This window comes from Eggerthella sp. BIOML-A4 (assembly GCF_009875575.1).
Taxonomy (GTDB): domain Bacteria; phylum Actinomycetota; class Coriobacteriia; order Coriobacteriales; family Eggerthellaceae; genus Eggerthella; species Eggerthella lenta.
In genome coordinates this window covers 145,415-169,136 of sequence record NZ_WWRX01000006.1, presented here as the reverse complement: position 1 = coordinate 169,136, position 23,722 = coordinate 145,415, and the positions used below count along the sequence as shown (strand labels likewise).

Annotated in this window: 21 protein-coding genes and 1 tRNA gene; 2 read left to right on the top strand and 20 right to left on the bottom strand. The window is 63.4% G+C overall.

Annotated elements, in window-relative coordinates; all coding sequences use genetic code 11:
• Nucleotides 1-20 precede the first annotated feature (20 nt).
• From greA to GT613_RS07410, 8 genes are all read right to left on the bottom strand, one after another.
• Entirely contained in the window at nt 21-491 is a 471-nt protein-coding gene (greA, locus tag GT613_RS07445) for a transcription elongation factor GreA (RefSeq protein ID WP_009306421.1), read from the bottom strand.
• 132 nt (nt 492-623) lie between these two features.
• Nucleotides 624-887, bottom strand: a complete 264-nt coding sequence (tatA, locus tag GT613_RS07440) for a twin-arginine translocase TatA/TatE family subunit (RefSeq protein WP_009306422.1) — start codon at nt 885-887, stop codon at nt 624-626.
• Nucleotides 888-1,257: 370 nt separating this feature from the next.
• Nucleotides 1,258-2,307: a hypothetical protein gene (locus GT613_RS07435; protein ID WP_009607885.1), complete on the bottom strand. Its 1,050-nt coding sequence runs from the start codon at nt 2,305-2,307 to the stop codon at nt 1,258-1,260.
• Between the two features lie 287 nt (nt 2,308-2,594).
• Nucleotides 2,595-2,671, bottom strand: a tRNA-Pro gene (locus GT613_RS07430).
• 180 nt (nt 2,672-2,851) lie between these two features.
• Nucleotides 2,852-4,015 (bottom strand): ABC transporter permease, encoded by a 1,164-nt coding sequence (locus GT613_RS07425; RefSeq protein WP_086414415.1) that lies wholly within the window; start codon nt 4,013-4,015, stop codon nt 2,852-2,854.
• Nucleotides 4,005-4,691, bottom strand: coding sequence for an ABC transporter ATP-binding protein (locus GT613_RS07420; RefSeq protein ID WP_009306425.1), 687 nt, complete (start codon nt 4,689-4,691; stop codon nt 4,005-4,007). The genes GT613_RS07425 and GT613_RS07420 overlap by 11 nt, the downstream gene beginning before the upstream one ends.
• 10 nt (nt 4,692-4,701) lie before the next feature.
• The gene (locus GT613_RS07415) at nt 4,702-5,631 is read right to left on the bottom strand and encodes an efflux RND transporter periplasmic adaptor subunit (RefSeq protein WP_009607883.1); all 930 of its coding nucleotides are present in this window, start codon (nt 5,629-5,631) and stop codon (nt 4,702-4,704) included.
• A gap of 48 nt (nt 5,632-5,679) precedes the next feature.
• On the bottom strand, nt 5,680-5,886 hold the full coding sequence (locus GT613_RS07410; RefSeq protein ID WP_009306427.1) for a hypothetical protein: 207 nt from the start codon (nt 5,884-5,886) through the stop codon (nt 5,680-5,682).
• 178 nt (nt 5,887-6,064) lie between these two features.
• On the opposite strand from GT613_RS07410, the gene GT613_RS07405 reads away from it, so the two are divergent.
• Complete coding sequence (locus GT613_RS07405) at nt 6,065-6,745, top strand: response regulator transcription factor (RefSeq protein WP_009607858.1); 681 nt, start codon at nt 6,065-6,067, stop codon at nt 6,743-6,745.
• Nucleotides 6,738-8,108 (top strand): cell wall metabolism sensor histidine kinase WalK, encoded by a 1,371-nt coding sequence (locus tag GT613_RS07400; protein ID WP_161170882.1) that lies wholly within the window; start codon nt 6,738-6,740, stop codon nt 8,106-8,108. Before GT613_RS07405 ends, GT613_RS07400 begins: the two co-directional genes overlap by 8 nt.
• Here the strand turns inward: GT613_RS07400 and GT613_RS07395 are convergent.
• From GT613_RS07395 to purM, 12 genes are all read right to left on the bottom strand, one after another.
• A complete protein-coding gene (locus GT613_RS07395) occupies nt 8,105-8,527 on the bottom strand; it encodes a PaaI family thioesterase (protein ID WP_114551412.1) in 423 nt (140 codons plus the stop codon). The two genes, GT613_RS07400 and GT613_RS07395, sit on opposite strands and share 4 nt — an antisense overlap.
• 115 nt (nt 8,528-8,642) lie before the next feature.
• Nucleotides 8,643-11,660, bottom strand: coding sequence for an EAL domain-containing protein (locus GT613_RS07390; RefSeq protein WP_227791102.1), 3,018 nt, complete (start codon nt 11,658-11,660; stop codon nt 8,643-8,645).
• Between the two features lie 47 nt (nt 11,661-11,707).
• Nucleotides 11,708-13,183 (bottom strand): extracellular solute-binding protein, encoded by a 1,476-nt coding sequence (locus GT613_RS07385; RefSeq protein WP_114516401.1) that lies wholly within the window; start codon nt 13,181-13,183, stop codon nt 11,708-11,710.
• A gap of 144 nt (nt 13,184-13,327) precedes the next feature.
• Nucleotides 13,328-14,380: a lysylphosphatidylglycerol synthase transmembrane domain-containing protein gene (locus tag GT613_RS07380; protein WP_161172575.1), complete on the bottom strand. Its 1,053-nt coding sequence runs from the start codon at nt 14,378-14,380 to the stop codon at nt 13,328-13,330.
• A 32-nt stretch (nt 14,381-14,412) separates the two neighbouring features.
• The gene (locus GT613_RS07375; protein WP_009306434.1) at nt 14,413-15,561 is read right to left on the bottom strand and encodes an ATP-grasp domain-containing protein; all 1,149 of its coding nucleotides are present in this window, start codon (nt 15,559-15,561) and stop codon (nt 14,413-14,415) included.
• Nucleotides 15,545-17,266, bottom strand: coding sequence for a lysylphosphatidylglycerol synthase transmembrane domain-containing protein (locus GT613_RS07370; protein ID WP_009607832.1), 1,722 nt, complete (start codon nt 17,264-17,266; stop codon nt 15,545-15,547). The genes GT613_RS07375 and GT613_RS07370 overlap by 17 nt, the downstream gene beginning before the upstream one ends.
• A gap of 98 nt (nt 17,267-17,364) precedes the next feature.
• Nucleotides 17,365-18,195 (bottom strand): J domain-containing protein, encoded by an 831-nt coding sequence (locus tag GT613_RS07365; protein ID WP_114551410.1) that lies wholly within the window; start codon nt 18,193-18,195, stop codon nt 17,365-17,367.
• A 383-nt stretch (nt 18,196-18,578) separates the two neighbouring features.
• The gene (purH, locus tag GT613_RS07360; protein WP_156732789.1) at nt 18,579-20,153 is read right to left on the bottom strand and encodes a bifunctional phosphoribosylaminoimidazolecarboxamide formyltransferase/IMP cyclohydrolase; all 1,575 of its coding nucleotides are present in this window, start codon (nt 20,151-20,153) and stop codon (nt 18,579-18,581) included.
• Between the two features lie 137 nt (nt 20,154-20,290).
• A complete protein-coding gene (locus GT613_RS07355; RefSeq protein WP_114516398.1) occupies nt 20,291-20,836 on the bottom strand; it encodes a cysteine hydrolase family protein in 546 nt (181 codons plus the stop codon).
• A 1-nt stretch (nt 20,837) separates the two neighbouring features.
• Nucleotides 20,838-21,827 carry an XdhC family protein gene (locus GT613_RS07350; RefSeq protein WP_114516397.1) on the bottom strand — a complete coding sequence of 330 codons (990 nt, stop codon included), beginning with the start codon at nt 21,825-21,827 and terminating at the stop codon, nt 20,838-20,840.
• Between the two features lie 98 nt (nt 21,828-21,925).
• Nucleotides 21,926-22,546 carry a phosphoribosylglycinamide formyltransferase gene (purN, locus tag GT613_RS07345; protein ID WP_114519551.1) on the bottom strand — a complete coding sequence of 207 codons (621 nt, stop codon included), beginning with the start codon at nt 22,544-22,546 and terminating at the stop codon, nt 21,926-21,928.
• A 4-nt stretch (nt 22,547-22,550) separates the two neighbouring features.
• Nucleotides 22,551-23,702, bottom strand: a complete 1,152-nt coding sequence (gene purM, locus GT613_RS07340; protein WP_114550086.1) for a phosphoribosylformylglycinamidine cyclo-ligase — start codon at nt 23,700-23,702, stop codon at nt 22,551-22,553.
• Nucleotides 23,703-23,722: the final 20 nt, after the last annotated feature.

Sequence of the window (23,722 nt, the reverse complement as noted above, 5' to 3'; positions counted from 1 at the left end):
TCGCAGAACGGCGCAACTCACTAGTGTTCCAGCTTGAGAATGGTCATGGTGATCTTGCGGCCGGTGGGACCCGTGGTCTCCACCACGTCGCCCTTCTTGTGGCCCAGCAGCACCGAACCCACCGGGGACTCGTTGGAGATCTTGCCGGCGGCGGCATCGCTCTCGGCGCCGCCCACGATAGTGAACACGCGCTCGCGCCCACCCATGTCGACCGTCACCGTCGAGCCGATGTGCACGCTGTTCGAGCGCTTCGGGGTGTTGACCACCGTCGCCTCGGAAAGGATGCGGCTGATCTCGGCAATACGCGCCTCCATCATGCCCTGCTCGTTCTTGGCGTCGTCGTACTCGGAATTCTCCGAGATGTCGCCGAACTCGCGCGCCACCTTGATGCGCTCGCCGATCTCGGCGCGTTTCTCGGTTTCCAGGAAGTGGAGTTCTTCCTCGAGCTTGTCCTTGCCTTCTTGCGTGAGAATGAAATTGCCGTCTGCCATGAATGCTCACCTGTCCATTTACAAAAACATGCACGCTCGTCCGCAAGCGTGCTACCGGTACCTGATATGAAAAAAGCGGTATGTGCAGAGCGCCGAGCGACTGCACATACCGCGAACCAGACGAATGTAAAACTACTCGGCTTTCTTCTTAGCCGCGGTGGTGGTCTTCTTGGCCGCGGTCGTCTTCTTGACGGGCTCCTCGACCTCTTCGATCACTTCTTCCTCGTCATCGGCCTCGACGATGTTCTTATCGCCGCCGCCCATGCCTTCGCGCAGGTTCTTGACGGTCTTGCCGATGGCGCCGCCGAGCTTCGGGAGGTTCTTCGGCCCGAAGATGAGCAGGATTACCGCGAGAATGATGAGAAGCTCAGGCATTCCCATTCCCAGGATTTTCATACGTTCCTCCAAATTGCTCGTGCGAAGCGCTTCTGCGACCTCGCTCCCCCTGACGCAGCCAGGGTCACATGCCTATGCAAAAAAGGGATGTTCCCCATCCCCTTTAGCAACCAAATAACTGCTTTCGCAGCGACGGTTATGATAGCACAATGTTATAGAAGGTAAAAGAAAATGCAGCGATAATCCCCTTTCCACGCCTTCTCCACTGATATGCCCCGGCTTCGCCATGGCGAGAAGCCTTTGCCGTAGAGCACAGCCAACCGGACGAGACGCGGTCATCAACCAATTGAATCCATTTTGAACCCCGTTTTGAAACCGCTATTCGGTCGGAGACCACCGACCCTATGCAGAAATCTTGAGTATCGAGGCCCTACTTCGCAGAGAACAGCCCCGAAAGATAGCTATAACTACCGGGCATTTTATCAATCGGCTTGCTTCCGATGAGCTCTACGCTTTCGGCATCGTATTGGTATATCGCCCAATCTCCGAGCACGTATATCGACCCTTCAGTCACAACCATTTGTATCGCTTCGTGCTCGAAAGCATGCTCTTCGATAGCCCCCGTCTCTAGATCCACGATGCTCAGCGCGCTATCGTCTTGACCTTGAACGACATTGTAGTGGGCAATGTAAAGCTTGCCGTCCGCGATAGCCACGCTTGAAGGACCGCCCTTGCTCAATGGAATGAAGCTCAACGTGTTGCCTTCGGTGTCGAGTACGCCAATCTGTCTTTCCACAAGGCCAACGCTGCAGAAATAGATTTTGCCTTCATGCACAACCGCCCGGTAGGCGTCCGCAACCCTATAGGCGTTCGAATCATAGGTGCTGCAATCGATTGATTCTTTGAGGGCCAAGTCTTCGTCGTAGCAATAAATCATCGAAGAGTCGTCATCGAGAGACAATGCGAAAGCATACAGACTGTCTTCGCACCAAACGATTTTCGATACATAAACCCCCTCGATAGCTATCTTCGACACGTCCCCGTTGTCGATTCGGCAGCGGTTTATATAAGACGAATCGCAGGTGAAGACGTACTCATCGTTCACGGCCACATCATTCATGCCCGATCGACCGATAGCGTGTGTTTTGGATGCAAGGGAAGCTACATCGACCTGAAGGACGGCCTCGCCGTCTCTAACCTTAGACCTTCCTTGGGGAATAACAAAAAGACTGCCCTGGTAAACCAGGGGATTGTGAAAAACGTCACCCAAGTTCGCATAGCGCAGCGGAAGCTGCGCCACCTCGTTCAACTCCCCATCGTAGAAGACGATCCTGCTCGTTTCATCCGTCCCTCGCGTTTCGATGATGCCGATAGAGGCGTCGACGGGCGCAACCCGCTCGCCATCCGAAGCGCAACCATACAAGCCGATCACCGTGAAGAGCATCGCGCCGATTAGAAAGGGTACCGAAACTCGTTTCATAGTCAATCCTTTGATCGCAGGCATCAGGGCAACTTCTGGAGACCCGAAAAACCCGATCGGATGAATGATCGACCCTAAGAATAACACGAGCCGAGAACAAAACCTGTATGTTTGGGTATCGACGGGAGCCAAAGACAACGCTGGTCAGAAGAGCTCAAGCGAAGCGCCGAAGGCGTGCTGACCGCGCGATGCGAAGTGAGGGTTTTCTGCCCGGAGCCGTTTATGTTCCGATTGAACCCACACGGGAAAAGAAAAAGGTCAGCCGCGAACGGCTGACCTGCAATTTCTGGTCGGGTTGACAGGATTTGAACCTGCGGCCTCTGCGTCCCGAACGCAGCGCTCTACCAAGCTGAGCCACAACCCGATGTACTGCTTCAAGCAGCGACGGATATGATAGCACAATGTAATCGAAGGTAAAAGAAATTACGACAATATTTCTTTTTCCACGCCTTCTTCACCGGTGCTGTAGGGAGTATTTGCATGCATTGGGAAACTGACCGTTCTTGCGAAGCGCGGCGACTTGTAAGCGATCGGGCGGCGCAGCTTATTCGGTGCGCAAAGCCTCGATGGGGTTCTTGCGGGACGCCCGGTAGGCGGGGAAGATGCCGAACACCAGGCCGATGGCCGTGGCTGCTGCAACGGCAACCGCCACCACGCCCCACGACACCACGAACGCCAGCCCCACGGTGCCCATGAGCAGTCCCAGCGCGATGCCCGCCGCGATGCCCAGAACGCCTCCGATGATGCTGAGCACGAGGGCTTCGAGCAGAAACTGCACGAGGATGTCGAAGCGGCGCGCGCCCAGAGCTTTCTTGATGCCGATTTCGCGGGTGCGCTCGGTCACCGACACCAGCATCACGTTCATCACGCCGATGCCCGCAACCACAAGCGATATGCCCGCGATGCCCGCCAACAGCAAAGTCATGGTGCCGTCGATCTCGTTGCCGGCCCGCAGCATCTCGTCCTGGGAGATGATGTCGAAACGTCCGGGGGGAATATGCACCGTGCCCGTGAGGTACGAGCCTATCTCCCCTTTCGCCGCCTCGATGGCGTCCTCGCCGCGCGCTTTCGCGTAGAAAGAGGTGATCGTGCCGCTCTCCCCCATGCTCACGGCAGTGGAGAAGGGAACGAGCGCCACGTTGCCCGTGTTGAGGCCCATCGACTGGCCCTGGTTCTGCAGCACGCCGACCACGGTGAACTCATCGCCGTCGAGCTTGACGGTGCGGCCGACCGCGCCGTCGGCCGAGCCAAGCAGCGTCTTCGCCACATCGGAGCCCAGCACGATGACCTTGCTACGATTCTCCCGGTCGACAGCGCTCAAGTTGCGGCCTTCTTGCAATTTGAGGTTGCGCACGTGCAGGTAGTGCTCGTCAGTGGCCTCCACGAACGCCTTGTTAGCAACCGTCGTGCCCACCGAAAGCTTCTTCATCAGGGACTTCGAGGGCGCCACGCCATCCACGGCACCGAGGTCGTTCATGCCCGAAAGGTCGTTGTAGCCCATGTCGCCGTCGAACAGGTAAGCCGACAGTGCGTCTCCGCCGAGAGCTTTCATCTTTTCGCTCACCTGCCGGTTCGTCCCGTCGCCGATGCCCACGAGGATGATGACCGACGAAATGCCGATGACGAGACCCAGCATGGTCAGAGCCGAGCGCAACCCGTTGCCGAACACAGCCTGAACGGCAGTTCGCGCCAATTGACTATACCGCATGCGAACCCCTTTCCATTTCCTGTATCAAGCCGTCAGCAATGCGCACGACACGCTGCGCCTCGTCGGCGAGCTCCTGGTTGTGCGTGATGAGGATAACCGTCTGACCCTCGGCGTGCAGGCTCTTGAACAGCTCCATGATCTCCACGCCGGTGCGCGAATCGAGCGCGCCGGTGGGCTCGTCGGCCAGGATGATCTCCGGCTCGCACACCAACGCACGGGCGATGGCCACGCGCTGCTGCTGGCCTCCGGACAGCTGGTTCGGCAGGTGGTGCTCGCGCCCTTCGAGACCCACGAGCGAGAGCTGCTTGCGGGCACGGGCGTCGGCTTCTTTCAGGCGTACCCCGGCATAGCTCAGCGGCAGCTTCACGTTCTCGAGCGCCGTGAGCTTGCCCAGCAGATTAAAGCTTTGGAACACGAACCCTATCTTTTCGTTGCGGATGGAGGCTAGCCGATTGTCGGACAAAGCCCCGACATCCATGCCGTCGAGCAGGTAGCGACCCTCGTCGGGCACGTCGAGCAGCCCGAGGATGTTCATCAGCGTCGACTTGCCAGATCCGGACGGCCCCACGATAGCGAGGAAATCGCCTTGGTCGACTTGAAGATCCACATGATCGAGGGCGCGAACGACCCCTTCGCCCATCTCGTAGGTTTTGGAAACGCTCTCCAAGAGGATCATCGCCGACCGCCTACTCTAACACCGGAGTCACGGTTATAGGCCCCTCTTCGGCATCGCCTTCCGAGAAGCCGCCGCCCGCAGGCTCTGCCTCGTTGAGAACCACGAGATCGCCTTCCTTCAGACCCTCGCCCGACACCTCGACCATGGTGCCGTTGGATATGCCCGTGGTCACCGGCTCCGCACGCTGCTCGCCGGATGCGAGATCGTACACCTGGACGAACTTGTCGTCGCCCGCGCCGATCACGGCGCTCACCGGCACCGTGAGCACGTCGGAGGCTTCCGCAACGGTGATGGACAGGTTGGCCGACATCCCCAGCTTGATGCTGCCGTCGTTGGGCACTTTGACCGTGACCGTGAACTTGGAGCCCGTCGCGCCGTACGTACCCACCTCGTTGATGTTGGAGATGGTTCCGTCGTACTCGCGGCCGTTATCGGATCCCAGCTTCACCTTCACGCTTTGCCCTTCGGACAAAAGCCCCAGATCCTTCTCGGAAACCTCCATGGTGACCGACACCGTGTCGATGCGCTGCACCTCGATATAGTGGTCGTCCTTCGTCACGGCGCCTTTGTTTTTCTCCGGAAGCTCGCGCGAGGTGACCACGAGGTCGTACGGAGCCGCCCACTTCTCGCCGTTGGCGTAGGTCACCAGCGTCTCGCCTGCAGCAACGCGCTTGTTAAGCGGCGCGTCGAACGATTGCAGCCAATGCCAGCTGTCCGCAGGCCTGAGCTTCACGGTTTCCAGCGGCTTCACCTCGCCAACGCCGGTGACGGTCTGCTGCACGGATCCTCGCTCCACGGGAGCGGTCAGCGGCGAAACGGTCTGAGGCTCACCGGAAAGCGCCGCCGATATCTTGTCGCCGAACACGAGCCAAGCGGCCAGCCCGCTCGCAACGGCCAGCAGAAGCACGACGGTCACGGACTTGCCTACTATGCTTTTCACAATTGCGTTCCTTTCTATAGTTCACGATGCCAAGATTGCCGATGTCGATCAGGGAACGTACGTCTCGCCCTCGACCGAGGGCGTCGGCTCCGCTATGACGTCCTGAGCCGTGGCTTCGTTTCGGGTTTTCGCAGTCTCCGGCGCATCGGTTCCTCCCGCTTCGGGAAGCAGGTTCTTGGCAACCAGCAAACCTCCCAGCACGACGATAACCGCAACCAGCACTCCGACGAGCACCTTGAACCCTTTCGACCCCATCGTCGACTCCTCACTGCGCACTTCTGCGCGTCGTCTCGATATCTTCCGGCGGCCAGTCTAACGAAAGCCGCCTTAAAACTTCCTGAACCGCGGCGATGTTTTTCGCGTCTCCCCGCCGAAGCTTGCCGAGGGGGTCGGTTTCAGGATCGTTTCAGGTTGCGCGTGCTAGAATGACCGCATGAAACTGCTGATCGTGGAGGACGACCGACTCCTCTCAAACGCCCTAGCCCGCAGCCTGCGGGACGCTTACGCCGTCGACCAGGCGTTCGACGGCGAAGAAGGCCTGTTCTACGCCGCTCAGGACGTGTACGACCTCGTCGTGCTCGACGTTATGCTGCCCGAACGCGACGGCTTCTCGGTGCTGGAAGCCTTGCGCGCACAAGGCGTGGACACGCCCGTGCTCATGCTGACGGCTCGGAGCGCGACCGCCGACAAGCTTCGCGGCCTGCGCTCGGGAGCCGACGACTATCTCGCAAAGCCCTTCGACCGGGACGAGCTGCTCGCCCGCATCGAGGCCATCCTGCGCCGCACGACGGGCCGGCGCGACGTGGGCATCGTTGCGTTCAAGGAGCTTGCGCTGCACACGCGAACCCGGCAGGCCTTCATCGCAGACGAGCCCCTTGCTCTGAAAGGCAAGCAGTACGACATTCTCGAATACCTGGTCAGCCACCAGGGCAGTCTCATCTCGAAAGAGCGGTTGTTCGACAAGATATGGGGATTCATGTCGGACACGTCCTCGAACGTCGTGGAGGTGTACGTGAGCGCGCTGCGCAAAGCGCTGGCTCCGACCGGCTACGATCGCTACATCAAGACCATCCGCGGAGCAGGCTACCTGTTCACGGAGGACGATCATGACTGAGCGCGCGCTGATCCGCCGAGAGCTGGTTCGGCAGACGGCGCTGCTGTTCTTCGTGTTCGCTTTGCTGTTCGCGCTGCTGGGCGCAGGCGTCTACTCCATGGTGAGCTCGAATATCTACCGAAACGCCGACGAAAACCTGCAGGCCATTGGCATGGAATCGGATTACATAACCCTCGATGCCGCCGGCAGCGGATCCGCGATCGTCGACGACGTCGTGGTAGAAGAGCCCGACGGCGCCGCCCCCTCCGACGCCACGGCGATCGACGACCTCTCCCTCACGCTTCAGCAGAGCATCGTGGACGCCGATCCGCAGTTCATCACGCTCATACGAAACGAGCAGGGCGACCTTCTCGAGACCGTGGGGCTGTACGCCTCCTATCCTTCCTTCCTGCGCCATATCCCCTTCGACAAGAACGACCTCGAACGCGTCTACCAGATTGCCGCGGGGGGTCACGAGTACCGCGGCATCACGTATGCGGCAAGCGACGAAGGCGAGACCACGTATCTTCAGACGCTGGTGAACGTCGACTCGGAGATCGCCATTCTAGACGGCTTCACGCGCACGTTGATCGTCTACTTGGCGGCAGCCGTCGTCGTGGCAGCGGGCGCAAGCTACTTGCTTTCGCGGCGCACGCTCAAGCCCATCGTGGCGAACATGCGCGCGCAGACGGAATTCGTGCAGAACGCCTCGCACGAGCTGCGCACGCCGCTCGCCGTGATCCAGACCACCGGCGAGCTGCTGCTGGACAGCCCCAATAGCCGCATCGTCGACCGCTTCGAGGACGTGAACGCCATCACCTCGGAGACGAAGCGTCTCGCGCGGCTGGTGGACGACCTCATGGAGCTGTCGCTGGGCGATGCCGGGCGCTCGTCGCTCGATGCGAGCGCGGTGAACCTCGACGCGCTCGTACGCGACGCGTGCGCAGCTTACGAAGACTTCGCCACGCTCCAAGATAAGCGCCTCGAAGTGGAAACGGGCTCGCGCGAAACGATAGAGGCCGATGCCGACAAGTTGCGGCAGCTGCTGGGCATCGTGCTGGACAACGCGCTCAAGTACACCGCGCCCGGCGACGAGATAACCGTGCGCACGCGCGCATCGGGACCGAAACAGTGCGTCGTCGAGGTGGCCGACACGGGCTGCGGCATAGACCCCGAAGACCTCGCGCACGTATTCGAGCGGTTCTATCGCGCCGACAAGGCCCGCTCGCGCGAGACGGGCGGCTACGGGCTGGGACTCTCGCTCGCGCAACACATCGTGGAAGCGCACGGCGGCTCCATCGCCCTCGAACCCAACGAACCGCGCGGCACGGTCGTCGTCGTCACGCTGCCCGCAAACGCGTCTAAAAGAGTCGATTCGCTCTAAGACGTCCGCTCCTGCTCCTTCTGGGCGAGGCGGGCGAGCGATACGATCTTCGTCATGATCACGCCGTCCGACACCACGTCGCCCGCATCGTCGTACGCCGCCACGTTCCAGTACTGCTTGATGGCCCCCGTGCGCTCCGACACCTCCTCGCGGTCGAGGTCGGCCACGCCGCGCAGCGTGCCCTCCTTGCCGCTTTTACGATGGCGAACCTGCACGTCGATTCCGAAGGGGCGCTCCTTGTCGAAATCCGTGTTCTGCTCGGTGCCGATGCTTGCCACCGTTTCCAGCAGCGCGATGGTGGCGCCGCCGTGCAGGTAGCCGTGCGGCTGGAACACCTCGGGCACGATGGGCATCGTCGCCTCGACGTGGCGCTTGTCGGCGGAAACGGTCTCGATGTGCAGCGTATCGGTCAACGCCATGGAAGCCTCCTTCGTTAACGAGGCCGCATCGTCGCGGCCTCCGTGCGGTTTTTCGTCAAGTATACCCGCAGCGCGCCATCGCGGCACCGGACAGACCCGCGCTGCCGTCCCTCCCCTACCGCCCGTCGTTCAGGCTGCGGATAAGGCGCTTGACCTCGTCGTCGACATCGCGCGGCTCAGGAGCAGGCCGTCCGGTGAGGTAGCCCTGCACGTAATCGGCGCCCAATTCGCGCAACGCTCGCAGCTCGGCCTCGGTCTCCACTCCTTCCGCGATCACGCGGATGCCGCGATCATGCGCGTACACGATCAGGTTGCGGGCGATGTCTTGATGGTCTTTCGCCACGTCGATGTCGCGAACGATCTCCATGTCAATCTTCACGAAGTCCACGTGGTAGTCCAAAAGCGACGTCTCGCCGTTGTTGCCGCTGCCGAAGTCGTCGATGGCGAGACGCGCGCCGAAGCGCCGCGCCAGCGCCTCTTTGTACAACGCCATCTCGCGGCTGTAGTCGCTCTCGGTGATCTCGATGACGAGGCGCTTGAGCAGGTCCGGATAGCGCTCGTTCAGTACGAGCTCGTCGTCGGACGACAAGCGCTGCGTAGCGATGCTGTTCACGAACAGAGTGGCCCCATGCGCCTCGGGATAACGGGAGAACGCCTCGAGCGCGCCGAAAAACGTGAGGTGTTCCACACGGTAGAGCTTCGACTGCGAGCGCGCCAGCGCCAGAACCTGGTCGGGCGTCGGAATGGTGTCCAACTGCGAGCGCATGAGCGCTTCGTACGCCACCGGCTCGCCCGCACGCAGGTCGACGATGGGTTGGAAGTGATACTCGACGAGACCCTCCTCCAGCAAGCGGTTCAAGTCCTCCTTGTTGTTGACGATGAACGACTTCTCTTCGTAGCTTTGCCGATCGAACGAGAACAGATCCCCCTTGCGGCTGCTCTTCGCCAGGTACATGGCGAAGTCGGCGTATTCGCGCAGGTGAGCGAAGTCCGTCGCATCCTCCGGATAGAACGCTGCGCCCATGGACGCGCGCACCTTGAGCGTCTTTCCGTCGGGCGCCACGATGGAGCTGGCATCGAGCATGGCGCGGAACGTGGCGAAAAGGTCTTCCACCGATGTGCGATCAGGGCATACGTCGACGAACACGAGGAACTCGTCACCGGAGATGCGCGAGTAGAATCCCTTGTCCCTGAACGCCTCGTCCACCACGCGGCCCGCCGCCTTGATGTACTGATCGCCCCAATCGTGCCCGTAGATATCGTTGATGAACTTGAGGTTGTCGAGGTCGAGCATCAGCATCGCTCCCAGCGCAGGCGGGCGTTGCGCGAGCAGGTCGGTAACCTCCTGCTCGAATGCACGGCGGTTGAACAGCCCGGTGAGGATGTCATGGTCGCGCTCATGCTCGATGCGGCGACGCGTCTCGATCTCATGCGTCACGTCCTCCACGAGGCCGAGCACGCGGTTGTGCTCGCCGCTTTCCACCACCACGAGACGAACCCACGAGGTTCGATGCGGGCCCGTGAAGAGGTAGCGGCCCTCTTCCTCCACCTCGATGTAGGGAACGTACCATTTCATAAGGCTCTCGAACTCGCTCGCGCTCAACGACCCCGTCGCAATGCGCTGCGGATCGAAGTACGAGGGATCAGGAGGTTCCAGCGTCGACAACGTGGCGAAGAACCCGTCGGTAAAGGTGATGGCATCTGTTTCGTAGCTGTACTCGAAGGCGCCGATGCCGCGGTCGGACAGGCGCAGGATGCGCGATAGGCGCGATGCGGTCATGGCCACTTCCTCCCCCATCGACTCGATGGCCTCGGACAGCTCGTCGACCTCCACGATGCCCGTGGGAGTGAACGCAATAGGCTGCTCGGGCTGCGCCGCGCGCACCTCGGACATGAGATGCCGCAAACGTGAGGACGACAGCCACGCAGCGACGACGGCAATCAGCAAGCCCACCACGAGCGATGCGGCGAACACGGCGGTGAGGTTGTCGGACAGCGTCTTCGATGCGGAGAACATCTCGCCTTCGCGCTCAAGCCCGACGAGCGCCCAATGCTCGTACGCGAACGGGGACGTGCTGTCGTAGAGCTGGATCTCGGCTGCACTGGCGACGGCTCGCGCGTCGGAGGAAGCGTCGTCCGCCGGATCTACCACCATGCGTCCGGCGCCGTCGATCGACGCGGAGAACGCAGACTCCTTCAGGTACAGGCTCTGCGATGCGCCGGTGGTGGTAAGCGCCTCGTACACCCGCTCCTTGTCCGGCAGCGGCGCCACGCCGCCGTCTCGGACGAAGCCGCCGTCCTCGTTCGTGATGGCCAGCACGTACGAACCGTTGCCGCTGCTGGCGAGATCGCGATACGGGAAGAAGGATGCAACGCGGTCGAGGCGCACTTCCACGCCTATGACGCCCACGATGCCCCCTTGCGCATCCCTGATAGGCTTGCTGTACGTAATGGAAGGGGTTCCCGCCCATCCGAAGTCGACCGGACGGCCCCAGTAACCCAGATCGTTCGTGCTGGCCTCAGGGTAGCGCTCGGCAGCGCGCACGGGCTCGTAATAGAATGCGCTCCGGCTTTCACCCTCGGCTGCCAAGGGGAACGTGGCGGACCACATGCTGTCGAGGGTGACGCCCAGCTGTCGCCCGATGCTGATGGGGCAGGCGGCCAACATGAGATCGGAACCGTTGGCAACCTCCACCTTGGGGTTCGAGTCGCGGATGTACAGCGCCGTCCGATTGTCCGATTGTCCTTCTGCGCCGTCAGCCAGCACGAGGAACACGCCGTCGACTTCGGCGCGATGAGAATAGGCCAGAAGGTCTTGGGAAGTCGCCTCGATTATGGAGATGGCCAGATCGGACCTGGTTTCGATATCCGCCGACGTTGCCTGAGCCGCGGCCAGCGCCTTGTCAATGCTGGCGGTCGCGCTTTCCACCACGGGATCGAAGTCCGACCAGCGGAATATCATATCGTTTTCCAGATAACCCGCACGGCTCGCCACGCGCTCCGAGAACAGATCGTACGCGTCGATCTCCATCTGTTTGAGTATCTCGCTGCGCGCGAGCACGGTAGCGCAGACGACGCCCTGGATTCCCAACGCGACGCAGAACGGCAAAACGACGAGAGCTCGAAACGTCACTCCTCGCCGTCTAGCCGTGCGCTTCTGTCCGGAACGCATCCTCAATATTAAGCGATCGCTTCCCTGAGCTGGGTCTCCAGGTCGGCGAGCCAAGCGTCGAACCCTGCGTCGTCTAGATACGGAGCCACAGCCTCTTCGGACGATGCTCCCGCCGCCATTGCTTCGACCACCGCCGCACGATCGGCCACCGCCCTGTCCGACAGCGCGCGGTCAAGGACGGCGCGCGCCTCAACGCCGCCTTTGAACGGCGGGTTCGCGTACACACCGGCCTCGATGGTATCCAGCGTGGCAGGCAGGTTCACCAGATAGTTGCCCGAAGCGCCGTCGATCGACTCGGCCGCCGCCTGGAGGTTCTCAAGCGTCAGCGCATCCTTGGTGACCGGCACGTAGCCGGCGCTCACCGAGAAGTCGGTGTTCTGCTCTTTAGCGGTGAACCACTTGAGGAACTCGACGCACGCAGTTTCCTTTTTCTCGTCGGACTTCGTCACCACGAACCCGGCGCCCTGCTGCGGCGAGCACGGCTTGCCGTGCTCGAAAGACGGGTTGGGCAACGCGCCCAACTGGATAGGATAGCTCGTGGCATCGTCCACCGTCACTGTTTGCGGGAAGTACACCACCGAGGACGATGAGCCCACATAGCAGATGAGATCGCCCGTCTTCACCGCATCCGAACGGAACTTGCCCTCCGCCGAGAACCAGCCCTGCACCATGGGCACGTAGTAGTTGTCCCAGAGCGTCTTCATCGTAGCGCGGTCGAAGTTCAGCGCGCACACGCCGTTCTCAATTTCAAAAATCTCGTGACCCAGCTGTTTTGAACCTGTGATCAGGTAGTTCGCCATAGCATCGCGTCCGAAGAACGGACGGCCGTCACCCATGACGCCCGGCGTCTGCGCGTCGGTCCACTCGTAGTAGCGCTCCGCGACTCTCACGATGCCCTCAATGGTGCTCATCTCGTCGAGCGAAGTGCCGGTGGCATCGGCGAACGTCTGGAAATCGGTCATGTTGATCTGCAGCGTCTCGGTGGACTTGCCCACCGGGAACACTTTGAGGCTGCCGTTGCCGTTCAGATCGCCCTCTTCCAGAAAGCCCTCCACGAATCCGGCCTTCTCCTCTTCAGTAAGGTAGCCCGACAGATCGGCCACCATGCCGAACCCGTCTATGACCGACGCCGTATCGGAATACGACAGGAACGCGTCGGGCATCGCCTCCGAACCCACAAGCTCCTGCGCGGAATCGGTGACAGCGGAGGCCAGGTCGTTGACGCCGCCTTGGCTGGAGCTGGTCACCACGATGCCGAGATCCTTGCCTTTCGTCGCATTGAAGTCCTTGACGAGGTCTTCGAAAGCCTGCTGCTGCGTGCCGTTGTAATAGGTCCACAGCTCCACCTGCACCGGATCGGACGGGTCGAGCACGGACGAAACCGCATCCTCCGAGGGCGCCGAAGAACCCGAGCAACCCGCAAGCGCCAAAGCGCCGACAAGCGCGAAAGCCGTGCCCGCGCGCCCTATGACATTCTTTTTCATAGTCCCCTCGTTCCGTACGGCAGCCGGAGCCGCGCTGCATGCATCCTGCCATTCTAGAACATGGAGCACACCGAAACGTCGTCAATTTACCATTGAGGCCGCGGAGGAAGGCTGGATGCGCCGAACGGATGACGGGCTTCGGGCTTAACGGCGCAAGCCCTTGCCTTTCTGGTCGCGCACGGCCCGCTTCGCGTCGTGCTTGAACGTCTTGGTGGTTTGGATGAGGATGGCGCCGATGAGGAACGGCATCCAGAACACGATGCCGCGGTACACGAGCGCGATAGACAGGCCCGCCGCGCCCGACACGCCGAACGACGTGAACGCCACCACCACGGCAGCCTCCACCACGCCTACGCCCTGCGGCGTGATAGAGATCATGGCGAACAACGTGGCGACTACGTAGCCGCAGATGAGAGGTTCGGGCTGATGCACGCCGAACGCCACGCCCACCAAGCTGAAGCAGGCCAGCTCGCAAGCGCTGGCCGCAATGGAGCAGCCGAACGCCTTCGCCGTTGTCTTGGGGTTATGCGCGATAAGGCCGGCAGCGTCGGAAAACGAGCCCACGATGCGCTCGACCCAGGGGTCGAGGGGCTTTTTCTTGAAGCGCACGAGGACGCGGTCGACAAGCCGTTCGATGGGACGCAGGGCGCGCAGGACGAGAGCCGGACGCTTGCGTCCCAGCACGAGGATAAGCACCATCGCGCTGACCAGCGCTATAACCAGCAGCCCCAACAGAAACCACAAGGGCGACAAACCCACCGTGGCCGCCAAGATGCCGAACGCGATGAGCATGATGGTAGCGAAGCCCGAGTCCACGGTGATCTGCATGAGCAACGCAGCGCTCGTAGCCTTGCCGGGCGCGATGCCGCGACGGCGCGCATCGTCCACCACGAGCGTGGTGCCTGCCAAGTTGAGAGAGGGCGCGATAGTGTTCACGAAGAACGTACCGAACACGAGCGGCAGCGTCTCGCGCGGATTCATGTGCTCGTCGACGGCCTCGAAGGCGTACGAGTACGAGAAGCTTTGCGCGAAGTACTTGCCCAACTGGGTGCACACCGCCGCGATAAGCGGAATGACGGCACCTTTTTTGATGGTCTCGACGAGCTCGACCAGCTGGTCGCCGCGCAGCAGCACCACGGCCAGCACGATGACGATGACCAGTCCGATGAGCAGGTTTCGAATGGTGAGCTTCTTCACCGATCAGCCCGTGCGCCGTGCGCTCCTCCGCCTTAGCGGAGGAACTCCTTAAGATCGGAGCGCATGAGGAAATCCAGCTCGTCGGACGTGGACGGATCCGTCTCCAAGAACAGGAAGCCGTAGTTGCCCACGCGCTTCACGTCGAAGGGGCGCATCTCCAACACGTGGGAGAATCGACCGAGGAACGCGTCGTAGTCGAAGTCTTCGTCGCCCGAGGCATCGGCCGGCGCGTTCAGCAGCGACATGGAGTACACCTTGTCGGTCTTGCCGTCGAACGCCGCATCGAAGTCGGGCTCGTCGTCTTCGAGGAACGCCTGGTAGGTGCGGTAGCCGTAGCCGTACCAGCTGACGTCGGTGCCGCCGAGGCCCGCAAACCGCAGCGGATTGAACTCGATGGGGCTCACATGCCCGTCCGACACGCGCACCTCCACGTGCACGGGGAAGTTCCGCGCGCCGATGAGCGCGTTCACGCGGTCGAGCCAAGAGGCGAACATCGTGGAGGTGTCGCGCACGATGGAGGCGCTGGTCACGTACATGCGATCGGAGGTATCTTCAGGCGAGGTGAAGTCGTGGCGCAGCACATTGAGGATGTGCGCGCGACCCGTCTCGTCGAAGTACGCGTCCAGCGCGTACTCGGTGCCCTCAAGATAGCCTTCGAGAATGAACGACCCGGCGCCGATGACGCTTTCGGGGTACATGTCGTGCCACGACGAGGCGTTCTGCTGGATGTCGGCCAGAGCGCGCTCCCAGTCCTCGCGGTTCTGGATGGCGTAGACGCCCATGCTGCAGAAACCCACCGACGGCTTCAGCACGAAAGGCGCCGGAAGCTGGGAGAAATCGAGCTTGAACAACTCGTCCACCGAACAGGATTTGAAGAACAGGTCGGGGTCGAGGCCGGCCAGCGCAGCTCGCATGGCGGCCTTGTCCTTGAACAGGCCGATGGCGCGCGACAGGCTTTCGTTGTGGGCGCTCTCGACGATCCAGGCCAGGGCGTTCTCGGAGTTCGTGTACACGCGCTCCCCTGCGTCGATACGGCGAACCGCCTCGTCGGACGATACGAGGTTCAGAGCGCGTCCGTCGGCGATCGAACGCGCGAAAGCGTTGTCCAGCACGGGATGCTGGGACTCCTCAAGCCAGGCGATCAGAGGTTCGGACACGTAGGGCTCATCGAGCACGATCATGGTTTGACTCCTCCTTCATTGCTGCAGAATCGGCGACGCCTGCCGTTGCCGCCCCCGCGGGCGCCGGCTCGGCATCATCGCCAAAGGGCAGTATACCCTCATGTCCCGCTTCGCGGATGATCTCCGCGCCTTTTTCGGCACGTTGTTCCCAACCCGTTTTCCTTTTCGCAGGCGAGCGCGCGCCGCCCTCTTCTCGGCGCGAGGCTATGGCGCTGCCGATGCCGGCGAGCGGCTGCTCACCCGCCGCCTTCGCCGCAGCCCGCCTGGCGCGCCAAGCGCGGAACCGCTCGACGTTCTCGCGGAACTCGCGCACGAGGCGCGGCGCGTCGTCTTGCGGAGCGATAGGACGGTCGAACGCGTCGCGCTTCCAGAACAGCCACATCACCAGCAGCAGAGCCGCCACGGCAACCTGCACGGTGTTCACGTAGAGGAACTCCGCGCCAGCCACCAGCACGAGCACGCCCAACGTGAGCGCCCACGCCGTACGGAAGCGCAGGATGAGTCCCACGGCCAGCACCACGAGCACGATGCTCCCCACGATAAGGAACGGACCGATGAGCAGGCCGCCCATGTTGATCCAATCCGTGAGCGCGGTGAACGGCCTGAACGTCTGCGGAATCAACGCCATGCCGATGTTCACGAGTCCCACGATGAGCACGATGGTGCCCGAAACCCAAGCCGTGTCCTTCGCGCGCTTCTCCTCGGTAGGGCTCTTCTTGTCGGCGAAGAACCCCGACTGCGACAGCAGCAGCGCGCCGATGCAGAAAGGGATCCAGAACATGATACCGCGGTACACCAGCGCGATGGCCGTGGCTGTGGCCAGCGAGCATCCGTGCGCCGTGAGGATGGCGGCGATGGCCGCCTCCACCACGCCCACGCCCTGAGGCGTGGGGCTCAGGATGACCGAGATGGCCGCCACCGCGAACGCCGCCACGAGCGCGGCCACGTTCTCGAAGCCGAACGCGTAGCCGATGGCCACGAGGCACGCCATGTTGAGGATGGCCGAGAACGACGCGTAGGACACGGTGACCATGGTGCCCTGCGGGTTCTTCGCGAGGATGCCCGCCGACGAGATGAAGGAGCTGGCCATCTTGCGCCCCCAGGCCGGCTTGAGATGTTTCTTCAGCAGCCCCAGCGCCTTGTTGATGAGCGACTCAATGCCGATGAACAGGCGGAACAGCACGCGCGGTTTGCGGTAGCCCACCACGAACATGCTGGACAGCGCCGCCAGCACCGCCGCCAACGCCAGCCCCCCGACGAGGAACAGCGTGTTCATGCTGCCGGACAGCAGCATGGTGAGAAAGCCGATGACGGAGATCACGAGGATGGCGGCGAAGTAGCCGATCTGCGAGAGGATAGCGCCGCTGGTGGACGTGCCCGCGTCCGCGCCCGTGCGGTGCGCGTCGTCGATGATGAACGCCACGCCCGTCGCCCCCGAGAACAGGCAGAACGTGTTGATGAACACCAGCGAGAAGATGAGCACGACGTTGTGCCAGAAGCCCGTCTTATGGCCGACCGCCTCGAAGGCCGCGTCGTAGGACGCCGCCTGCACGAGGTGGCGCGCCAGCATGAGCACGCAAGCCACGACCAGCGGCACGAGCGCGCCGGTCTTGAGCGTCGCGAGGAAGCTCGCCAGGTAATCGGCGTTCGCGATGAGAAAGCACACTGCGACGATGCCGATGACGAGCAGCAGCGCTTTCTTCAACCAGCGTCCCCTTTCGACGAACCATGACGGAATGATTCAGTATAGCATGAGGGTGCGCGCTGCAAGCGGGACGCGGCGGTCCCGCCACAGAGGCTCCGCTAGGACGTCGCCCGGCGCGCGACGCGCAGGGCGCGCAGGAGGTTGCGCACGTTCACCACGTCGAACAGCACCGCGAACAAGAACGCAACGGCCAGCCCTGCGGTGACGACCCCCTGCCGGGGCGCGATGATGAACACGAAGGGCGCGCCCAGCAGCATGAGCGGCACGATGAGACCGATGAGGCACGAGCCGAAGCGCTTCCACAGGCCGTATACGATGGAGATCATCACGTACAGGAACAGCCCGGTGGCCGCGGTGCCCGCGAGCGCCGCCACCGCCAACAGCGCCACCTTGCCCGCAATGACGAGCCCTTCGCGCCCGAGGTCGTGCTTGACTTCGTCGAGAGCTTCCTGCGGGGTCTTGCGCGGCTCGGCCGTTGCGCGGAAGGGCGCGAACGGGTCGAAAGGGTCGAACGGCTGGCTGCCCACGCCGGAACCGCCGGAGCGCGGCACGTCCCACGACGTCCATACGTAGGTGGTCTGCCCCTGGCCTTGGCCAGGGGCCTGGCCGAACGGCCAGCCCGCGAAGGGATCGCCACCCTGACCCGCGCCGCCGTAAGGGTTCTGCGTGGGGTGGGCGTACGGGTTGTTCGCGTAGGGGCGAGGATCGCGGCGCGGATCGAACTCGGGCGTCCATGAACGGTTGAGCAGCACGTCACGCGCTTCGTTGATGCGCTTCGTGAACTCTTCCGCCTCCTCGCGCTCCTTCGATCCAAGCGCGAACTTGTCAGGATGGTGCTCGATCACCAGCTTGCGGTGGGCCTGTTTGACCGCATCGTCGGTCGCGCCGTCTGAGAGCCCCAGGATGTTGAGCGCTTCGGATTTCTTCATGTTCCCACTATACGCGCCGCCCCTCCCCCGCCATCATCCCGTCAGAGAACATCCACAAGCCCCGACAAGCCGCGGAAACATCGTCGTCCGGCGTGGAAGTTGGACGCAAAACGGTAGCCATGGCAATCATCGGGTCGCGACGAACGTTGTAAGCGTCGTGAGCATCCACGAAACCCCAGATCGCGCGAAATCCAAAGTACGAAATCCACTTGAAACCAAGGCTAACTTTGCCACAGCTGCCGTTTTGCGTCCACGTCGGACGAGAAGGCTGCAACTTGACGCGTCGAGCGAACCGAGGAAGTCGGATCCCGCTACGGGGCGCCCGCAAAAAGCGGCAGCTTCGTTTCCGAAGCTGCCGCTTGCAACATGGTATGCCGCCGGATCTAGTGCCTGAAGTGGCGGTGGCCGGTGAAGACGAGCGCGATGCCGTGCTCGTCGGCGGCGGCGATCACCTCTTCGTCACGGATGGAACCGCCCGGCTCGATAATGGCCGTCACGCCGGCCTCGGCCAGCGCGTCGAGGCCGTCGCGGAACGGGAAGAACGCGTCGGAGGCGGCCACGGCGCCCTTGGCTTCCTCGCCCGCCTGCTCGACCGCGATGCGCGCGGAGTTCACGCGGTTCGGCTGGCCGCCGCCCACGCCGATGGTAGCGTGGCCCTTCGTGATGGCGATGGCGTTGGACTTGATGGACTTGCACACCTTCCACGCGAACAGCAGCTCGGCGAGCTCCTCCTCGGTGGGCTGGCGCTTCGTGGGAACCGTGAAGGTCGCCGGATCCTCGGCCACGGCGTCGGAGTCCTGGGCCAGCAGGCCGCCCTCGACCGAGCGGTACTCCACTTCCCCGCCGGCCGGGTTCACGCCGCCCGTGGACAGCAGGCGCGCGTTCTTCTTCGCGCTGTACATGTCAAGCGCGTCGCCCGCGAACTCGGGGGCCACGATGGCCTCGACGAACTGCTTGTTGTCGAAGATGGCCACCACCACGTCGGAGGTGACGGGACGGTTGAACGCCATGACGCCGCCGTAGGCGCTCACCGGGTCGCACGCGTGCGCGCGCTGGTAGGCCTCGACGAGGTCGTCGTTCTGGCACACGCCGCAGGGCGTGAGGTGCTTGACGATGACGCAGGCCGGCTCGTCGAACTCGCGCACGGCCGTCCAAGCCGCGTCGAGGTCGAGGTAGTTGTTGTACGACAGCTCCTTGCCCTGATGCTGCTTGGCATGGGCCAGGCTGTGCGGGGCGTCGGCGTAGTCGTCGCGACGGTAGAACGCGGCGGACTGGTGCGGGTTCTCGCCGTAACGCAGGTCCTGCACCTTCGAGAGATGCAGCGTGCGGTCGGCGGGGAACTTCACGTCGCCCTCGTCCTTGAGCTGGGCGCCCATCCACGCGGCGATGGCGCCGTCGTAAGCCGCCGTGGTCTCGAACACGTCGAGCGCCAGCTTGGCGCGCGTGTCGCGCAGGGTGGCGCCGTCGTTGGCGCGCATCTCGGCCAGGATGGCGTCGTAGCTCGCCGGGCGCGTGACCACGGCCACGCTCTCGAAGTTCTTGGCCGCGGAGCGCAGCATGGACGGGCCGCCGATGTCGATGTTCTCGATGCAGGTGCCGAAATCGGCGCCGCTTTCCACCGTCTTCTCGAAGGCGTAGAGGTTCACCACCACCATGTCGATCATCTCGATGCCGTGCTCGGCCGCTTGGGCCATGTGGGCCTCGTTGTCGCGCTTGGCCAGCAGACCGCCGTGCACGCGCGGGTGCAGCGTCTTCACGCGACCGTCCATCATCTCGGGGAACTGCGTCACGTCGTCGATGGGCGTGACCGGCACGCCGGCGTCCTTGAGCGCGCGGGCGGTGCCGCCCGTCGAGATGATTTCCGCCCCGAACTCGTCGACGAGCGCGCGGGCGAAGTCCGCAACGCCGCTCTTGTCCGTAACGGACACGAGCACGCGCTTGACCTTAGGATTGCTCATATGGCCTTACATCCTTTCCTCTTGTCTGCGACTGAACGGCCCCTTGCGTCCAATCTCCTGCGACGCATGGTACCACCCGAACCGCGAGGTCAACGAGGAAGCGCGCGCATATCCCGCAAACGCGCACGACGAAAAGGTCAGCGAGCGGCAAGCTCTTCGACGACGCCGTCCGTATCCAGCACGCGCGCATAACGGCCGTCCCAGATGCGATCTTCGAAGTAGGCGGTAAGAACTTCGCCAGGGGCGAACCCGCTGTCGAACGTGGTGACGGCCTCACGTGGCACAGTCACGTCGTAACCCAGCTCGAAAGCCACCTTGACGGACACGTCGAAGCAAAATTCCGTCTGCATGCCGCACATGACGATGCGCTTCGCGCCCAAAGATTGCAGCGTTTCATGAAGGCCTGTCTGCCGAAAAGCGCTGTTGAATCGCTTGTCAACGACTATTTCGCCAGCCTGCGGCGCGACGGCGCAATGCACCCGCCAGCCATCCGTGCCGCGTTCCAGCTCATCGCCCGCTCCTCCATCGTGGCACACGTACAGCACAGGAACGCCTGCGCGACGGCACGCATCGATCATCGCACCCACCGCAACGAGGAACGAATCCTCCTTCGACGGATGACCGTCGACAAGAGCCTGCTGCACGTCGATGACAATAAGGGCGTCAAAGAGGCGTTCGCCCATGTCAGCGGCCCAGGCTCTTCTCGTGGCGCTCGCGCGCTTCGGCGCTGTAGCGTTGGCGGTAACGCACATCCACGAGCTCGGCGACGATGGCGATGGCCAGCTCGGCGGGCGTCTTCGCCCCGAACTTCAGGCCGATGGGGCGCTTGACGCGCTCCCAGTCCTCCTCGGTGGCGCCGGAGGCCAGAACCAGCTCGCGCACGCGATCGTTCTTGCCGGCGCAGCCCATCATGCCCACGTAGTGCACGGCATGCTTCGTCGCCCAGACGCAGCCCTCGGGGTCGAACATGTGGCCGCGCGTGAGCACGCATACGTAATCCTCGGGAGCGGCGTCCAACTGCTCGAGCGCGTCGAAGTTGCCGCCCTCGAGCACGATGCGCTTCGCCGCAGGGAAGCGCGCTTCGCTCACATAGGCCGGATCGTAGTCGACCACCGTCACGGCGAAGCCCACGTGGTCGGCGAGCGCCGCCACTTCGCTGGCCGCGTCGGACGCGCCCAGCAGCCAAACATGCACCTGGTCGAACAGAGGGACGCTCGCCCAGGTGAGACCCTCGAACTGCTCGTTGTGCATCGAGGGGCCGCGCGTGACGTCCTTCATCTGGAACGTGTCGCGGGGCGAGTACGGCCGCGACGCCACGATCTCCTTCGCGTCGTTGCAGAAGAACACGAGCGGCTCGCCGTCGGCCGAGCCCTCGTCGCCGTACTTCTTCGTCACCTCGTTGTCGGTGTTGCGCTGAGCCGCGTCCGCATCGTAGACGATCTTGAAACCGAGCCAGGCGAGGTCGCCCTCCTCCATCGCGCGCAGGGCGCGCTCGAACGTGGGCGCGTCGTCGGCCGTGAGGCTTTTCGCCACCACGTCGAGATACGTCGGCTCCACGTGCTGGTTGCCTTCGGTCGCCTCGGGCGAGAAGCACGGGAAATCCTCCACGCTCAAGGACGGCGTGCGGCCCTCGCGGAGGGCGGCGATGACGGATTGGAGGGCTTCCTTGTTCATGAGGGCTCCTTCGAGGTTCGAGCTGGCGGGCATTTGCCTGGGCGGACGACGAGCTTACGCGCGGAACGGACGGTTGGCCTGCGGGTTTCCCCGCGGGTTCATCGGGCGGGGGCGATATGCACCTTGCGATCCTCGCCCACGGTCACGCGGCCTTCGGCCACGAGGCGCAGCACTTCGGGGTACAGGACGTGCTCGACCTCGTGGATGCGGGCTTCGAGGTCGTCGAGGGTGTCGTCCTCGCGCACCTCCACGGCGCGTTGCGCCACGATGGGGCCCTTGTCGTAGTCCTCGTTCGCGAAGTGGACGGTGATGCCCGTCACCTTCACGCCCGCGTCGAACGCGTCCTGGATGGCGTGCGCGCCCTTGAACGACGGCAGCAGCGCCGGGTGCAGGTTCAGCACGCGGTCGGGGAACGCGTCCAGCAGCACGGGCGTCACCTTGCGCATGTACCCCGCCATCACCACGTACTCGGCGTGCGCGTAGCGCAGCGTCTCGGCGATGCGCTTGTCGGCTTCGACGGGGTCGGCGTACACGTCGCGGTTGAGCACCGTGACCGGGATGCCCGCCCGATGCGCGCGCTCGATGCCGAACGCATCGGGGCGCGACGACACCACGTGCACGATCTCCACGGGCAGCCCCTCGGCCGCCGCATCGATGATGGCTTGCAAATTCGTGCCGCTGCCGCTCAGCAGCACGCCGATTTTCAGCGGTTCGGTCATGCCCTTACGCCTCCGCACCGAAGCCGTACAGCTTGCCGTCGTTCGCGTAGCGGACCTCGCCCTCGCCCGCCACGATGCGGCCGACGCGGTACGTGGTCTCGCCGGCCTGCGTCAGCGCGGCCTCCACCTCGTCGGCGCGCGCCGCGTCCACGATGAGCACCATGCCGAGGCCCATGTTGAACGTCTTGAGCGCCTCGGCTTCGTCGAGGTGCGCCGCGTCGCACACGAACGACGCGATGGCCGGCACCGGCCACGTGCCCAGGTCGACCTCGGCGGCGCAGCTCTTCGGCAGCGCACGGTCGAGGTTCTCGGAGATGCCGCCGCCCGTGATGTGCGCGAGCGCGTGCACGGCGCCCTCGCAAGCCTCCAGCACGGCGCGCACCGGCTTCACGTAGATGCGCGTGGGCTCCAAAAGCGCATCCTGCAGGCTGCGCCCGCCCAGCTCCTCGCGCTCGATGCGCAGCTCGTAGTGGGTCTTGCCCTCCACGCACACCTTGCGCGCCAGCGAGTAGCCGTTGGAGTGCAGGCCGCTGGACGCCAGGCCGATCAGCACATCGCCCTCGCGAACCGCCGCGGGATCGAGCATCTTCGCGCGGTCGACCACGCCCACGCAGAAGCCGGACAGGTCGTAGTCGTCCGGGTCCATGACGCCGGGATGCTCGGCCATCTCGCCGCCGATGAGCGCGCAGCCGGCCTGCTTGCAGCCCTCGCCGATGCCCGCCACGATCTCGGCCACGTTCTCGGCCTTCAGCTTGCCGATGGCCACGTAATCGAGGAAGAACAGCGGCTCGGCGCCGGTGGCCAGGATGTCGTTGGCGCACATGGCCACCAGATCGATGCCCACCGTGTCGTGCTTGCCGGCCATCTGGGCCACCTTGAGCTTCGTGCCCACGCCGTCGGTGCCGCTGACCAGCAGCGGATCGTCCATGTCCTTGGCCGCCGCGATGGAGAACAGGCCGCCGAAGCCGCCGATGTCGCCCACCACCTCGGGACGGTACGTGTCGTGCACGACGCCCTTGATGGCTTCGACGGCGCGCGCGCCCTCGGCCGTGTCCACGCCCGCCTGCGCGTAGGTCACCGCGTCCTCGTCCATCCAGCTGGGCATGTGCGGGCCGTCGTCGGTCTGCGCTGCGTTCACGGTTACTCTCTCGGTCATCTCTGCTCCTTGTGCCGTAT

Bases quoted from the DNA above. Each gene is read 5' to 3' on its own strand.
- GT613_RS07385 (WP_114516401.1), bottom strand. From the start codon at position 13,183: ATGAAAAAGAATGTCATAGGGCGCGCGGGCACGGCTTTCGCGCTTGTC.
- GT613_RS07355 (WP_114516398.1), bottom strand. From the start codon at position 20,836: ATGGGCGAACGCCTCTTTGACGCCCTTATTGTCATCGACGTGCAGCAG.
- purN (WP_114519551.1), bottom strand. From the start codon at position 22,546: ATGACCGAACCGCTGAAAATCGGCGTGCTGCTGAGCGGCAGCGGCACG.
- GT613_RS07435 (WP_009607885.1), bottom strand. From the start codon at position 2,307: ATGAAACGAGTTTCGGTACCCTTTCTAATCGGCGCGATGCTCTTCACG.
- purH (WP_156732789.1), bottom strand. From the start codon at position 20,153: ATGAGCAATCCTAAGGTCAAGCGCGTGCTCGTGTCCGTTACGGACAAG.
- GT613_RS07420 (WP_009306425.1), bottom strand. From the start codon at position 4,691: ATGATCCTCTTGGAGAGCGTTTCCAAAACCTACGAGATGGGCGAAGGG.
- purM (WP_114550086.1), bottom strand. From the start codon at position 23,702: ATGACCGAGAGAGTAACCGTGAACGCAGCGCAGACCGACGACGGCCCG.
- GT613_RS07365 (WP_114551410.1), bottom strand. From the start codon at position 18,195: ATGAAGAAATCCGAAGCGCTCAACATCCTGGGGCTCTCAGACGGCGCG.
- GT613_RS07375 (WP_009306434.1), bottom strand. From the start codon at position 15,561: ATGATCGTGCTCGATGAGCCCTACGTGTCCGAACCTCTGATCGCCTGG.
- GT613_RS07425 (WP_086414415.1), bottom strand. From the start codon at position 4,015: ATGCGGTATAGTCAATTGGCGCGAACTGCCGTTCAGGCTGTGTTCGGC.
- GT613_RS07350 (WP_114516397.1), bottom strand. From the start codon at position 21,827: ATGAACAAGGAAGCCCTCCAATCCGTCATCGCCGCCCTCCGCGAGGGC.
- GT613_RS07395 (WP_114551412.1), bottom strand. From the start codon at position 8,527: ATGGCGTTGACCGATACGCTGCACATCGAGACCGTTTCCGCCGACAAG.
- tatA (WP_009306422.1), bottom strand. From the start codon at position 887: ATGAAAATCCTGGGAATGGGAATGCCTGAGCTTCTCATCATTCTCGCG.
- greA (WP_009306421.1), bottom strand. From the start codon at position 491: ATGGCAGACGGCAATTTCATTCTCACGCAAGAAGGCAAGGACAAGCTC.
- GT613_RS07405 (WP_009607858.1), top strand. From the start codon at position 6,065: ATGAAACTGCTGATCGTGGAGGACGACCGACTCCTCTCAAACGCCCTA.
- GT613_RS07410 (WP_009306427.1), bottom strand. From the start codon at position 5,886: ATGGGGTCGAAAGGGTTCAAGGTGCTCGTCGGAGTGCTGGTTGCGGTT.
- GT613_RS07400 (WP_161170882.1), top strand. From the start codon at position 6,738: ATGACTGAGCGCGCGCTGATCCGCCGAGAGCTGGTTCGGCAGACGGCG.